Annotated in this window: 10 protein-coding genes; 6 read left to right on the top strand and 4 right to left on the bottom strand. The window is 68.5% G+C overall.

The window, feature by feature from the left end; translation table 11 throughout:
- Positions 1 to 40: 40 nt before the first annotated feature.
- Positions 41 to 1,657, bottom strand: a complete 1,617-nt coding sequence (locus ACFVAV_RS13610; protein WP_379034603.1) for an MFS transporter — start codon at positions 1,655 to 1,657, stop codon at positions 41 to 43.
- Positions 1,658 to 1,725: 68 nt separating this feature from the next.
- Between ACFVAV_RS13610 and ACFVAV_RS13605 the strand changes: the two genes are divergently transcribed.
- From ACFVAV_RS13605 to ACFVAV_RS13595, 3 genes are all read left to right on the top strand, one after another.
- Entirely contained in the window at positions 1,726 to 2,592 is an 867-nt protein-coding gene (locus ACFVAV_RS13605; RefSeq protein WP_379034601.1) for an acyl-CoA thioesterase, read from the top strand.
- A 187-nt stretch (positions 2,593 to 2,779) separates the two neighbouring features.
- Positions 2,780 to 3,985 carry an amidohydrolase family protein gene (locus ACFVAV_RS13600; RefSeq protein WP_379035331.1) on the top strand — a complete coding sequence of 402 codons (1,206 nt, stop codon included), beginning with the start codon at positions 2,780 to 2,782 and terminating at the stop codon, positions 3,983 to 3,985.
- Positions 3,986 to 4,182: 197 nt separating this feature from the next.
- Positions 4,183 to 5,049, top strand: a complete 867-nt coding sequence (locus ACFVAV_RS13595; RefSeq protein WP_379035329.1) for an alpha/beta hydrolase — start codon at positions 4,183 to 4,185, stop codon at positions 5,047 to 5,049.
- A 70-nt stretch (positions 5,050 to 5,119) separates the two neighbouring features.
- Here the strand turns inward: ACFVAV_RS13595 and ACFVAV_RS13590 are convergent, their stop codons facing one another.
- From ACFVAV_RS13590 to ACFVAV_RS13580, 3 genes are all read right to left on the bottom strand, one after another.
- Complete coding sequence (locus ACFVAV_RS13590) at positions 5,120 to 6,625, bottom strand: aldehyde dehydrogenase family protein (RefSeq protein WP_379034599.1); 1,506 nt, start codon at positions 6,623 to 6,625, stop codon at positions 5,120 to 5,122.
- 70 nt (positions 6,626 to 6,695) lie between these two features.
- Positions 6,696 to 8,483 (bottom strand): AMP-dependent synthetase/ligase, encoded by a 1,788-nt coding sequence (locus tag ACFVAV_RS13585; RefSeq protein ID WP_379034597.1) that lies wholly within the window; start codon positions 8,481 to 8,483, stop codon positions 6,696 to 6,698.
- Positions 8,484 to 8,533: 50 nt separating this feature from the next.
- A complete protein-coding gene (locus ACFVAV_RS13580; protein WP_379034595.1) occupies positions 8,534 to 10,018 on the bottom strand; it encodes a flavin-containing monooxygenase in 1,485 nt (494 codons plus the stop codon).
- 108 nt (positions 10,019 to 10,126) lie between these two features.
- On the opposite strand from ACFVAV_RS13580, the gene ACFVAV_RS13575 reads away from it, so the two are divergent.
- From ACFVAV_RS13575 to ACFVAV_RS13565, 3 genes are all read left to right on the top strand, one after another.
- Positions 10,127 to 11,194, top strand: coding sequence for an AraC family transcriptional regulator (locus ACFVAV_RS13575; protein ID WP_379034593.1), 1,068 nt, complete (start codon positions 10,127 to 10,129; stop codon positions 11,192 to 11,194).
- 127 nt (positions 11,195 to 11,321) lie between these two features.
- Entirely contained in the window at positions 11,322 to 12,545 is a 1,224-nt protein-coding gene (locus tag ACFVAV_RS13570) for a TetR/AcrR family transcriptional regulator (protein WP_379034591.1), read from the top strand.
- Positions 12,546 to 12,765: 220 nt separating this feature from the next.
- The coding region (locus tag ACFVAV_RS13565; RefSeq protein ID WP_379034589.1) for an acyl-CoA dehydrogenase family protein at positions 12,766 to 13,705 on the top strand (940 nt) is incomplete at its 3' end.

The raw sequence follows: 13,705 nt of genomic DNA, 5'->3' as shown, positions 1-13,705 counted from the left end.
ACCCTTTCGGTCGAAGCAATTACTGTTGATATTACAGTAACTACTCCAATCCACGGCTCGTCTCGCTCGCTTTCTCGGCGATGACGACCGGCGCGTCGTCCGAGGCGGATTCGAACGGCCGCTCGCCCGCCCCGGAATCGGCCACGGCGGGGCGCACTCGGCCGGGCGCCCAGAAGACGGTAACCACAGCCGCGGCGAGCACGCCGGTCCCCAGCACCGTGGCCGCCGCGCTCGAACCGTGGACAAAGGCCTCCTCGACCTGCTCGACGAGGGGACGCGCCGCGGGCCCGAAAACCCGTGCCGCCTCCAGCGCCGCGGCAGGCGAGGCCGCCACCGGAGCGCGTAGCTCCAGCGGCAATGCCGCCACCACCGGGCCGATCCGCTCCCGATACCCGGCAGCGAGCAGACTGCCGACGACCGCGATCCCGATCGCCGCGCCCACCTCACGGGTCGCATCGTTGACCGCCGCGGCGACGCCGTGTTTGTGCGTCGGCACAGCTCCGACTATGGCCGCCGTCGCCGGTGTCGCAGACAGCGCGATACCGAAACCGACCACGACCAGCGCCCACAGCAGTTCGGCATACCCACTGTGCACCGACAGCCGGGCCAGACCGTACATGCCCACACCGGTGACGGCCAGTCCCGACGCCATCATCAAGCGCAACCCGAGGCGATCCGACAGCCAGGGGGCGACCGGCGAGACCAGCATGAGCGGAACCATGATCGGCGCCACCGCCAGCGCCGCGCCCAGCGGGCCGTAGCCGAGCACCAGCTGCAGATACTGCACCACCAGCATGAAAACGCCGAACACCACGAGGAACTGCGCGGTGATGGTGAACGCTCCCGCCGCGAACCTCCGGTCGGCGAAGAGCCGCACATCGAGCATCGGCGCATCGGCCCGCAATTCCACAGCGACGAACAACGCACCCGACCCGAGACCGACACCGAGGAGAACGAGCACGAGCGGATCGCTCCACCCGACCAGCGGCACTTCCGAAGCCGCGAATACCACCGAGCCGACGGCCACCGCCCCGGCCACCGCCCCGGATATGTCGAACCGGGGCCGCGACTCCTCGACCGACTCCGCCACCGTGCACGCGGCCACAGCCAGGACCACCCCGGCACCGGCCATCGCCACGAGAATGGCCGTCCACGACCACCACATGAGCAGGGCGCCGGCACCCAGCAGGCCGATCGCACCACCGCAGGCCACGGCCGCCGCCCAGATTCCGACCGCCAGCCCACGGCGTGACGCGGGAAACTCCGCGGTCAGCAACGACAGGGTCGACGGCATGACCAGCGCGGCGCCGGCACCGGTGACCGCCCGCGCGGCGATGAGCCAGACCGGACCCGACACCACCAGTGGGATCAGCGAACCGGCGGCGAGAATGATCAAGCCCGCCACCATCATCCGGCGGCGCCCGTACCGATCACCGAGCGCGCCACCCGGCAGCACCAGGCAGGCCAGTGCGAGGGTGTAGGAATCGGTGATCCAGGTCAATTGCTGCTGCGAGGCGCCGGTCGCCGTGGCGATGCTCGGCAGGGCACCGTAGAGCGCGACCATGCCCGCGATCACGAGCCCGACCGCGAGGCATGCCACGAGCAGCGCCCAGACACGGGTAGCTCCGAGCAGCTCCGAACCGCGATTGCCTGTCATCCGACCCTCCCACGATCCGCTGCCGAATCTTCTACTGTAATTCTTCCAGTAGAACGTATCATCGGCTCGTGACCGACGTGCTACACGACCTCATGACCTGCCTGGATCTGCACGAACCCGGACCGCGCACGGACCCGGACCGCACCACGCCATCGGTGCCGGGCGAATCGCCGCGGGTCCTCACCGGAACCAATCAGCAACTGCCCCACCGGCGTCTGTTCGGCGGCCAGCTCCTCGCCCAGTTCGTGCGCGCGGCACACGTCTACGCGCCGGACCGGTCGATCAAATCCCTGCACGTCCTGTTCACCCGGGAAGGGCGGACCGACGACCCCGTCACCTACTTCATCGACCCCGTCCACCTCGGGCGCTCGTTCGGCGCACTGACCGTCTCCGCGCGGCAAGGTGAACGATCGATCGCCACCTGCGCGATCTCCCTGCACTGCGACGAGGACGGCCCCGCGCATCAGCCGGACCACCCGGCCCTGTCGGTACCCGAGGCCGGGGACCGCGTCGAGATCGAGCTCCTACCGTGGGACACGCGAGCGATCTCCACACCCGACGACGGCGACGCCACCACCGACTACGACCTGTGGATGCGCCTGCCCGGCAACGATTCCGGCTCCCGTGCGGCCCTGCTGGCCTACGCGAGCGATCTCCATGTGATCGCGACCGCGCTGCGACCGTTTCCCGGCATCGATCAGCACGGCAACGGCAGGGACTTCACCTCCGCCACCACCTCGCACACGCTGTGGTTCCACCACCCGATGCCCACCGAGGGCTGGCTACTGCTCCGCCATCGTCCGGCCCTCGTCGGACACGGCCGCTGCTACGGCCAGGGGGACGTCTTCGGCGAAGACGGGACCCTGGTCGCCTCCTTCGCCCAGGAGTCGCTGCTGCGATTCCCCGTCGGCACAACTCCCCGATCCCGCACTTGATCCGTTACTGTATGGTTTACCGTAAATAAGACAATTACCCGTGGGGTGAACCAGGACCACCGGGCCGTCCCGCCTTCGCCAGACGCGCAGCGCGGCCCGCAGCGAACGACCCAGCTCGAGGAGGGCGACCGTGAGCAGCACCGACGAACAATTCCGTGCCGCACCGATTTTCGATGCCGACCAGCACATGTACGAGAACCCCGACGCGCTGACGAGGTACCTGCCGGACCGGTACGAACGAGCAGTGCAGTTCGCCCAGATCGGCCGTCAGACCCGGATCGTGATCAACAACCAGGTCACCGACTTCATCCCGAACCCGACCTTCGAGCGCGTGGCCGCGCCCGGCGCACACGAGAAGTTCTTCGCCGGGGAGAACACCGAAGGACTCACTCTGCGCGAGATGCAGGGGCCCGCGATCGACGCGCCCCCGGGGACCCGGAACCCGGCGGACCGGATCGCCGAACTCGACCGGCAGGGGGTGGTCGAAGCACTCAACTACCCCACCCTGGCCAGCCTGGTCGAGCATTCGGCCGCCGACGATCCCGCCCTGACCTTGGCGATCATCCACGCGCTCAACCAGTGGATGGCCGAACACTGGACCTACAACTACGAGAACCGCGTGTTCTCGACGCCGATCATCAACCTGTCCGAAGTCGATGCGGCACAACGGGAACTCACCTATGTCCTCGAGCACGGCGCCAAGGCCGTGCTGATCAAACCCGGACCGGTCAACGGACTGCACGGCTGGCGTTCGCCCGCCCTGCCGGAGTTCGATCCCTTCTGGCGCGATGTGGAGTCCGCCGGCCTGCCCGTCGTCCTGCACGCGAGCTACCCGCCGCTCGACAGCTATGTCGCCCGCTGGGAACCGCCGCACACCGCGAACTTCATGGCACAGAGCTCGTTCCGGTGGATGACCCTGGGGCACCGCGAGATCGCCGACATGATCACCAGCCTCATCTGTCACGGGACCCTGACCCGCTTCCCGAAACTTCGCATCGCCAGCGTCGAGAACGGCAGCTCGTGGATCCAGCCGCTGTTCCACGACTTCGAGGACCTCTACAAGAAGATGCCGCAGAACTTCCCCGAGCACCCGCACGAGGTGTTCCGGCGCAACATCTGGGTGAGCCCGTTCTGGGAAGGCTGCGTCGCCGACGTGGTCGACACGGTCGGATGGGACAAAGTGCTCTTCGGGTCGGACTACCCGCACCCGGAAGGCCTCGCCGAGCCCCTCGGCTACTGGAAGTACGCCGAGAACATGGACGTGCAGCGGACCTACGACTTCATGGGCGACAACGCGCGCCGGTTCCTCGGCCTGCCGATCGCGAATCCCGCGCCCACAGTGCGGTCCGCGGCGACCTCGCCCAGCGAATCCGGCGTGGCACAACTTCGATGACCAGCGGGCCGGTGCTCCCCTACCTCGTGGAGAGCACCGGTGGGGGTCGTCGCGACCACACTGGAACACGTTCTATTCCACTTGCTACCATCAGCGACATGGGGAGACCGACCGTGGATCGCGACGCCTTCGCCGCCCGATGGAAACGAATCCGGGCCAGGTTCTCCGTGCACGATTTCCATCCGGATCTGCGTACGATGGCAGCGGTCGCCCCGAGCCGCGCGATCTCCCGCAGGTCGCTGCCGTTGTTGCGCGTGCTCGTTCAGCTGCTGCGGCTGCGCTCCTCGACCCGTGCCGCGGAGGCGACCACTGCTACCGGGGTTCGGATCCGGCTGCACCGCCCGCGCGCCGCGGTGGCCGGTCCGCTGCCCGCCCTGCTGTGGATACACGGCGGAGGATATGTCCTCGGCCTGCCGGAACAGGATGACGCGCTGTGCCGTCGTCTCGCCGAGTCGCTGGGAATAGTGGTTGCTGCCGTGGACTATCGACTCGCCCCCGAGCATCCGTATCCCGCGGGCCTCGAGGACTGCTACGACGCGATGACCTGGCTCGCGCGCCACCCCGACATCGACGCGAGACGGGTGGCGATCGGCGGCGCGAGCGCCGGCGGCGGCCTCGCCGCGTCCCTGGCGCTGCTGGCCCGCGACCGCGGCGAGGTCACGCCCGTATGCCAGCTGCTGGTTTATCCCATGCTCGACGACCGGACATCGGCGCGGTCCGACCTGGACGACAGCCGCTGGCGGCTGTGGGATCGGCGCAGCAACCGCTTCGGCTGGGCCGCCTACCTCGGCGATGCCGACCCCGAGACAGCAGTACCGGCACGCCGCACGGACCTTGCCGGCACCGCCCCCGCATGGATCGGCGTCGGCACCGCCGACTTGTTCCACGACGAGTCCACGGCGTACTCGAAACGTCTGGCCGACGCCGGTGTCCCGTGCTCCGTCGAAATCGTCCCGGGCGCATTCCACGGTTTCGACCTGGTCATGCCGAACGCACCGGTATCGCGCTCGTTCTTCGCGAGCCAGCGCGAAGCACTGCGCGCGGCACTCGCCGACCGAGCTTGATCCCCGGCCCGTCAGAGCGATGCCCACATTCGCGATCAACTGAGAATCACCCCGAACAGGCACAGTGGTGTCAGTGCCTGTTCCCGTACAGGGTTCGTACCGCGCGCTTGACGATGGCCATGGTCGTCGCCGTTCGCTCGAAGGTCAGCAGGGCCATCCCCGGAATCGCGAACCGTTGCCGCGCCAGCGAATGCGGACGGGCGAACTCGCGCAAGCCTTCCCGGCCGTGAATGCGCCCGATGCCCGACTCACCCACCCCACCGAACGGCAGCGACGAGATGGCGCCGAACGCGAGGACCGCGTTGATCGACGTGGCCCCGGCGCGCAGACGACGCGCGATCTCCACCCCGTGCCGCTTCGAGTAGACCGTGGAGGCCAGTCCGAAGCGGGTGCCGTTGGCCAGCGCCACCGCCTCGTCCACGTCGTCGACCGATCGCACGGTGAGGGTGGGCCCGAAGGTCTCCTCCTGCACCGCGGGCGACTGTTCGTCGACATCGAGGAGCACGACCGGGTCGATGAAAGGCGCCCGCACCGAATCCGGTCCCCCGACGACCGCGGTGCCGCCGTCGCGCAACGCGTCGTCGATATGGCTGCGCACCACCTCGATCTGGCCCGGCATGGTCATCGGGCCGTAGTCGGCCGCGGGATCACTGCCCGCGCGCACGCCGTCGAGGTTCTTCCGCAACTCCGAGACGAACTGGTCGCGAACGGATTTCACGACATACACCCGTTCGACACCGACACAGGTCTGGCCGCTGTTGGCGAAGGCGCCCCAGGCGATGTCGCGGGCGGCGGCCTTGACGTCGGCGTCGTCGGCGACGATCGCGGCGTCCTTGCCGCCACATTCCAGCAGCACCGGCGTCAGGGACTCGGCCGCCGCGGCCATGATCTTCTTCCCCGTGGCGGTCGACCCGGTGAAGGCCACCTTGTCGACCCCGGCGGTCACCAGGGCCGCACCGGTCGCGCCGTACCCGTTGACGGTCTGCAGAATCCCGTGCGGCAGATCGGGATTCGCCCGGGCGAACGCGGCGGCGAAGTAGTTGCCGACGCCGGTCGTGTACTCACTCGGCTTGAACACCACGGTGTTTCCGGCGATGAGGGCGTAGGCGATCGAGCCGGTCGGCGTGTACACCGGATAGTTCCACGGCCCGATCACCCCGACGACGCCCAGTGGCCGCCATTCGACCGTGGCCGCGAAGTTCGCCATCAGCAGGCCCGGAAGTTCCCGTCGGGGCGCGAGAACCCGCTCGCCGTGCCGTGCGGCCCAGTCGATGTGGCCCAGCGCCAGGGTGAGTTCGAGGAAGGCGTCGTCGACCGGCTTGCCGTTCTCCTGCTGAATCAGCGCCGTGAACTCGTCGGCGTGGCCGGTCAGATACGACGCCCAGCGCAGCAGCGCCTTGCGCCGCACCGAGAACGGTTGCCCCGCCCAGAATTCCGCGGCAACGCGCGCGCTCCCGACCACCCGCTGGACCTGCTCCGGGGTGTCGATCGGGTACTCGCCGATCGGCGACCCGGTCGCCGGATCGAACGACACCAGAACCTCCGCCGCGACCGGCACCTGCTCGGTTGTACTCATAGTCCACTCCACTCGCCTGCGCACGAAACGATCCGTGCGGTCTGCTGATTCATCGCTGTCGATTCGGGGGTCAGCGCGTGGATGCGTACATCGTGTCGATCTCGGCGGCGTACTTGGCCGTGATCGGCTTGCGCTTCAGCTTTCCGGTCGGTGTCAGTTCGTCGCCGCCCGGCTGCCAGAAGACCGGCGCGACAACGAACTTCTTGATCTGTTCCACCCGGGCCAGCTTCGAGTTGGCATCGCGGATCCCGGCGTCGAGGACTTCCAGGATCCCCGGATCCGCCGCCAGCACCGCCGGGTTCGGTGTCACCCCGTGCGCGGCAGCGTACGCGGCGGCGGCATCGGCGTCCAGGGCGATCAGCGCGGTGACGTAGGGCCTCGCGTCGCCGATCGCCACGACGGATCCGGCGAGCGGACACGCCACCTTGACATAGCCCTCGATCTTGCTGGGCGACATGTTCTTTCCGCCGGAGTTGACGATCAGTTCCTTCTTGCGGTCGACGATCGAGACGAAGCCGTCGGCGTCGATGGTGCCGATGTCGCCGGTGTGCACCCAGCCGTCGGCGTCGACCGCCTCGGCGGTCTGTTCCGGGTCGCCGAGGTAGCCCCTCATCACGATCGGACCGCGGACCAGGATCTCGCCGTCCTCGGCGACCGACACCTCGACGCCGCGCGCGGCGACACCGACCGTGCCGAGCCGCATCCGTCCGGGCCGGTTCAGGGTGGCGATGGCCGACAGTTCCGACATGCCGTACACCTCACCGACCGACAGACCGAGACCGAGGACGAACTCGAGCGCTTCCGGTGCGATGGGGGCCGCGCCCGTCGCGCCGACGCGCAGGGCATCGAGCCCGAGCCGGTGACGAATCTTGGCCAGTACCAGACGATCCGCCACGCGATGGCGGGCGGCCAGCCACGGCGAAACCCTGCCGCCGGGCACGCTCAGCTCGGCGCGCACCTTCTGCCGGCCGATGTCGATGGCCCAGTGCGCGAGATTGCGCTTGACCGAGCTGGTTTCGGCGGCGAGCTGCGCCTCCAGCGCACCCTTGATCTTGTACCAGACCTGGGGCACGCCGACGAACGCCGTCGGCCGGGTATCGGTCAACGCGGTCACGATCTGCTTCGGGTCGGCCAGATCGGTGACCGGTCCACCGCCGATCATCGGGAAGTAGTGGCACGTCCAGCGATTGACGATGTGCGCGTCCGGCAGGTACGACACGGTCCGGTGCTCGAACCACGGATCGAGCATCTCGCGGACGCCGTCGATATTGCTCAGGATGTTGGCGTGCGTGAGCTCGACACCTTTGGGCGTTCCGGTGGTGCCGGAGGTGAAGATGATCGTCAGCACGTCGTCGGCCTGCACCCGCTGCCATGCTTCCCGGAAGTCGAAGCCGGGCAGCGGGTTCGACTCGAGCTCGGCCAGCGACATGGTGTCGGCGGGTCCGGTGTCGACGACCACGACCGTGTCGACGTTCCCGTCGACGGCACGGACCGCGGCGACCTGTGGCAGGAACTGCTCCTCACAGACGACCACCCGGCTCTCGGTCTTCGCCAGCTGATAGGCGATCGTCTCGACCGGGTTGGTGTTGTAGATCGAGAACGGAATCGCGCCCAGGTGCATCGCGGCGGTGTCGACGAGATGGAACTCGGGCCGGTTGGTCAGCATCAGCGCCACGGCGTCACCGGGGGCGACTCCCAGATTCGCCAGGCCTGCGGCGATCTTCTCGACCCGGCGCGCGTACTCGCCCCAGGTGATCCGGGTCGTATCGCCGGGAGTGCGCAGGGCGACGGCGTCGGGCATGCGGGCAGCGGTGCGCTGAAACGCTTCGCACAGGGTGGGCGGCAGCGGAATGGTCATCGGTCGGCTCCGGCTGGTCTCGTCGGTGAATGGCGTCGATCGGCTGCTGTTCACAGCCCGGGGCGGTCGCCGGCAGCGGGGACCACCTGGTAGTCCGGCAACGCGAAGGTGCGGGTTTGCCGGCGATAGCTGGTCACGGTGCCCGGCCAGTTGTTGGTGATGCGCCCGGCCGCGGTGCGGTACCAACTCGAGCACCGGGTCCAGGGTGACCGTTCCAGCCGCTGCTGGACCTGGGTGTCGTACTCCTCGGCGACCTCGGCCCGCACGTCGAGCACGCGCCCCGGCTGTTGCGCGATCTGCTGGACGGCCTGACGGATGTAGCGGGCTTGGGATTCGATCATGTACACGATCGAACCGACGCCGAGATTGGTGTTCGGGCCGTAGATCAGGAACATGTTCGGGAACCCGGGCACGGACATCCCCTGGTAGGCGCGGGCGCCGCCGTCCCACTCGTCCTCCAGCTTGCGGCCGCCACGTCCGGCGATCCGCATCGGCCACAGGAATTCGGTGCCCTTGAACCCCGTGCCGTAGATGATCACGTCCGCGCCGTGCACCACGCCGTCGGCCGTGCGGACGCCCTCGGGCAGGATTTCACTGATCGCGCTCGTCTCGACGTGAGCGTTGGGCTGGGTGAGCGCGGGAAAGTAGTTGTTGGAGAACAGCGCCCGCTTGCATCCGGCCGGATAGTCGGGCAGCAGCGCCGCACGCAGCTCCGGGTCCTGCACCTGGTTCTCGAGGTGCCAGGTGGCGAGCCGCTGCACCATCGGCCGGATCGCGGGGACATCGACGATGCCCAGCGACAGGAACTCGCACAGTGCCCAGAACGCGAATCGCTCCGCCAGCCGGACCGGCGGCGCGTACGCGAACACGGTGTGATGCCAGGACCGATACTCGATGTCCGGCTTGGGCAGGATCCACGCGGCCGAACGCTGGAACAGCGTCAGCCGCTGCACCGTCGGCTGGATGGCGGGCACGAACTGGATCGCGCTGGCGCCGGTCCCGATCACCGCGACCCGCTTGCCGGTGAGATCCACGTCGTGATTCCACTCCGCCGAATGGAACGACTCGCCCTGGAAATCGCCGATTCCGGGGATGTTCGGCAAGGCCGGACGCGACAGCTGGCCCACGGCCGGGATGAGAATGTCGGCGGTGAGCGTCGCACCGTCCGCCGTGCTCACCGTCCAGGTGCCCGCGGCATCGTCGAACTCCGCCGCGGTGACCTCGGCGCCGAACCGGATCTTCGAGATCAGGCCACGCTTCTCGGCGACCTCGCGGAGATAGGCCTGGATGTCGGGCTGCTCGGAGAACCGCTTGGGCCAATCGGTCCTGGGTTCGTAGGAGTACGAGTACAGCGGCGAGGGGATGTCGCAGCCCGCGCCGGGGTAGGTGTTCTCCCGCCATACACCACCCACATCGGCGGCGCGCTCGAGGATGGTCACGTCGTCGAACCCGGCCTTCTGCAGTTCCATCGCCATGCCGAGACCGCCGAAGCCGGTGCCGATGATGACGATCGACGGGGTGGTGCGCGCACTCATGCCAGGACTCCTCTGTCGCTGATGTCATCGACGACGCTACGACCTGCGCAAACGCCGATCACAAACAACGGCGGCCAGCGAATCCATACTTTCGGCCATACTGAGGGGATGCGCACCGTCGAAGAGCCGGGGATCCGGACCTGGGATTTCCCGCGCGGCATCGCCAGCATCGCGGTGATGGCCGGTTGCGCCGCCGATCACGGCGTCTCCACCGACCGCATCCTGGCCGGCACCGGCCTCACCTCGGCCGCTCTGTCCGATCCCGATCTGCAGGTACCCGGCGCAATCGAACTCGTCGTCGTCCGCAATCTCGTTCGCGAACTCGCCGATGTCCCCGCGCTGGGGGTGGAGGTGGGGCGACGCTACCGGATCAGCACCTTCGGCATCTTCGGCTACGCCTGCATCACCAGTCCGACACTGCGCGAGGCGATTTCGCTCGCACTGCGCTACTACCAGCTGGGCTACGGATTCTGTACCCCGGTGGTAGAATTCGACGAAGGCACCGTACTCGCCAGGATCCACCACGACCTCGTCCCCGCCGATGTGGCGCGCTTCCTCGTCGAGCGCGACATCGTCGCGATGCATCGGGTGATGGGCGACCTGCTCGGACACGAATTCGCCGTCTCCCGGATCGAGCTCGACTTCGCTGCGCACGAGGGTGCCGATCGCTTGTCCGAGGTCCTCGGTGCGACGCCACTGTTCGGTCGGCCGCAGACGGTCTTCGCCCTGGACCCGGCGATCCTGGGGCAGTCCCTGCCCCAGGCGAACGCCCAGACATGGAGCCTCTGTGTGGCGCAGTGCGCCGACCTGGTGCAACGGCGCACCGCCCGCACCGGTATCACGGCGCAAGTCAGGAAGCTGATCCTGCCCGGCGGGGACAGCACCGGCATCCCCGCCCCGCCGACCATCGAGCAAGTCGCTCGCGAACTGGGCACCAGCCCGCGTACTCTCCGGCGCCGCCTCGCCGAGGCAGGCACCGGCTATCGAGCTCTGGTGGACGAGGTGCGCTGCACGTTGGCCGAGGAGATGCTCTCCGGCACCCCGTTGTCGGTCGACGACATCGCCATCCGGTTGGGCTATGCCGAAGCGACACCGTTCATCCACGCCTTCAAACGCTGGACCGGCACCACGCCCTCGGCCTACCGGCGCAAGCGCGCCGGCAGCGCTCGGCCGTAACTGTCGATTTCCTGGCCGAAGCCGTTTCCCGTCCCCGGGTCGACCCACCCATGCCAGGCGTGACGGAGAATCGATTCCATGACCGGCCTCGTCGTGGTCTGAGCCGGGTGCGGGCACACTGAGGGGGATGAGATCCGAGGTGACCACCCGCCGCACGCGACCGCGCAACCGTCGCACCATCATCCTCGACGCCGCGTTCGACGCGTTCGCGCACGACGGATATCACGACACCTCGATGGCGATGGTCGCCGCCACGGTGGGCATTTCTCCCGGGGCCCTCTACCGGCACTTCGACAGCAAGCAGCAACTCCTCGGCCAGTGTCTGCTCGCCGGATTGGACGACGCGCTGGCGCGGCTCGAGACCGCATACCGACGGTCCCCCGCCGACGACGCGGTCGTCGTCGAACTGGTCCAGGTGGCACTCGACCGCCGCGGCCTACCGCGGTTGTGGCAACTCGAATTCCGTCATCTGCATCCCACCGACCGGATCGCGGTGCTCGTACGGGCCGCCCGGCTGACGGAGTTTCTGCGCCGCACCCTGCGGGCGCAACGACCGGAGCTACGACCCGCCGATGTGGAACTGCTGAGCTGGGCGACCTTCTCGGTCGCGGCGAGCCCGGCCTACCACCGGCTCGAGCTGCCCGCACCGGTCGCGGCGCGGGTGCTCGTCGCGACCGCGCGCGCGGTCATGGCCATCGAACTCCCGGCGAACGGGACGCGCGCCGCGCATGTGCGCGCGCACTGGGCGGCCAGCGACCGTCCCGGGCTCGACCGCACGGTGCGTCGCGAACGCATACTCGCCGCAGCCGCCCACTTGTTCACCGACCACGGCTTCCCCGGGGTGAGCATCGACGACATCGGTGCGGCCGTCGGAATCACCGGCCCGGCCGTCTACCACTACTTCGACAGCAAGGCTCAACTACTCGACGAGATCGTGCGCAGGCACGACGAGTGGGTCCACCTGCTGGTGTCCCGCGCCCTGTCCCACGGCCGGGATCCCGGCGAAGCGCTGCGAACCCTCACCCGCAACTTCGCCCGGTTCGGCGTCGACGAACCCGACCTGCTCGCCATCACCGTCAGCCAGACCCGGTACCTGCCGGCGGCGGCCGAACGCCGGTACCGGCAGGTCCGCCAGGACGGCATCGGCCGCTGGGCCCGCATGCTGCAGACACTCCGTCCCGAATTGGCGCCACCCGTGGCGCGCATGCTCATCCGCGCGGTGACCACGGTGGTCATCGAAGCGGTCCGCAACCCACGGCTGGCCGGGCGTCCGGACCTGGTCGAGGCACTGGTCGCGGTAGCCGAGCGCATCCAGGCAGTCCCGCTCGAGCCCGCACGACCTGGAAAGTGATTCACGCCACTTACGGGTCGTTCACTGGGGGCCGCCGAGGGCCGGTTACCAGCCGCTGGGCCCTGCCATCCCCGCCGACCCCGTTTTAGCCCCCGTTCACTTATCGTTGCCCACCGCGCAGCCGTGCCGCACAGTGTGCCGCGGGAGCCGCACCGCCGCGCCCCCATTCCTCTCCTCCCCGGACGCGTCGCGTCCCCGGCCCACCGAGAAGGCAACGTTCGTGAGTCATTACAAGAGCAACGTGCGAGACCTCGAGTTCAACCTGTTCGAGGTGTACGGACTCGAAACCGTCCTCGCGGCAGGCACTTTCGGTGATATGGACGCGGATACCGCGCGCTCGGTGCTCAGCGAGGCGGCCCGGCTCGCCGAGGGCCCGGTCGCGGCGCCCTACGCCGACGCCGACCGCAACCCGCCCACGTTCGACCCGGCCACGCACACGGTGTCGCTACCGGAGTCGTTCAAGCGCGCCGTCCGCGCCTGGTACGACGCGGAGTGGTGGCGTCTGGGCAAGTCCGAGGCGCTCGGCGGTGTTCCGGCCCCGGCGATCCTGGAGTGGGCGGTCACCGAGTTCGTGCTCGGCGCCCAGCCCGCCGCGCACATGTACAGCATGGGGCCGTTGATGGCCGACATCCTCGACCGCGTCGGCAACGACCTGCAGCGCGAATGGGCCCGCATCATCGTCGAGCGCAGCTGGGGCGCGACGATGGTGCTGACCGAACCCGACGCCGGCTCCGACGTCGGTGCAGGCCGCACCAAGGCGATCGCGCAGGAGGACGGCTCCTGGCACATCGAGGGCGTCAAGCGCTTCATCACCTCCGCCGACTCCGACGACCTGTTCGGCAATATCGTGCACCTGGTTCTCGCCCGCCCGGAAGGCGCCGGTCCCGGCACCAAGGGTCTGTCGTTGTTCTTCGTGCCGAAGTTCCACTTCGATTCCGCCACCGGCGAACTCGGTGACCGCAACGGCGTGTTCGTCACCAACGTCGAGCACAAGATGGGCCTGAAGGCCTCGGCCACGTGTGAACTCACCTTCGGCAGCCACGGCGTCCCGGCCAAGGGCTGGCTCGTCGGTGACGCGCACAACGGCATCGCGCAGATGTTCGAGGTCATCGAGAACGCCCGCATGATGGTCGGCACCAAGGCCATCGCGACCCTGTCGA

Origin of the sequence: Nocardia sp. NPDC057663, from assembly GCF_042799895.1 — a bacterium.
Taxonomy (GTDB): domain Bacteria; phylum Actinomycetota; class Actinomycetes; order Mycobacteriales; family Mycobacteriaceae; genus Nocardia.
Note: the sequence above shows the minus strand (reverse complement) of the source record. Positions and strands in the feature narration are given on the sequence as shown.

Coding starts and splice junctions, on each gene's coding strand:
- ACFVAV_RS13610 (WP_379034603.1), bottom strand. CDS start 1,657: ATGACAGGCAATCGCGGTTCGGAGCTGCTCGGAGCTACCCGTGTCTGG.
- ACFVAV_RS13600 (WP_379035331.1), top strand. CDS start 2,780: ATGTACGAGAACCCCGACGCGCTGACGAGGTACCTGCCGGACCGGTAC.
- ACFVAV_RS13595 (WP_379035329.1), top strand. CDS start 4,183: ATGGCAGCGGTCGCCCCGAGCCGCGCGATCTCCCGCAGGTCGCTGCCG.
- ACFVAV_RS13590 (WP_379034599.1), bottom strand. CDS start 6,625: ATGAGTACAACCGAGCAGGTGCCGGTCGCGGCGGAGGTTCTGGTGTCG.
- ACFVAV_RS13585 (WP_379034597.1), bottom strand. CDS start 8,483: ATGACCATTCCGCTGCCGCCCACCCTGTGCGAAGCGTTTCAGCGCACC.
- ACFVAV_RS13580 (WP_379034595.1), bottom strand. CDS start 10,018: ATGAGTGCGCGCACCACCCCGTCGATCGTCATCATCGGCACCGGCTTC.
- ACFVAV_RS13575 (WP_379034593.1), top strand. CDS start 10,127: ATGCGCACCGTCGAAGAGCCGGGGATCCGGACCTGGGATTTCCCGCGC.
- ACFVAV_RS13570 (WP_379034591.1), top strand. CDS start 11,322: ATGAGATCCGAGGTGACCACCCGCCGCACGCGACCGCGCAACCGTCGC.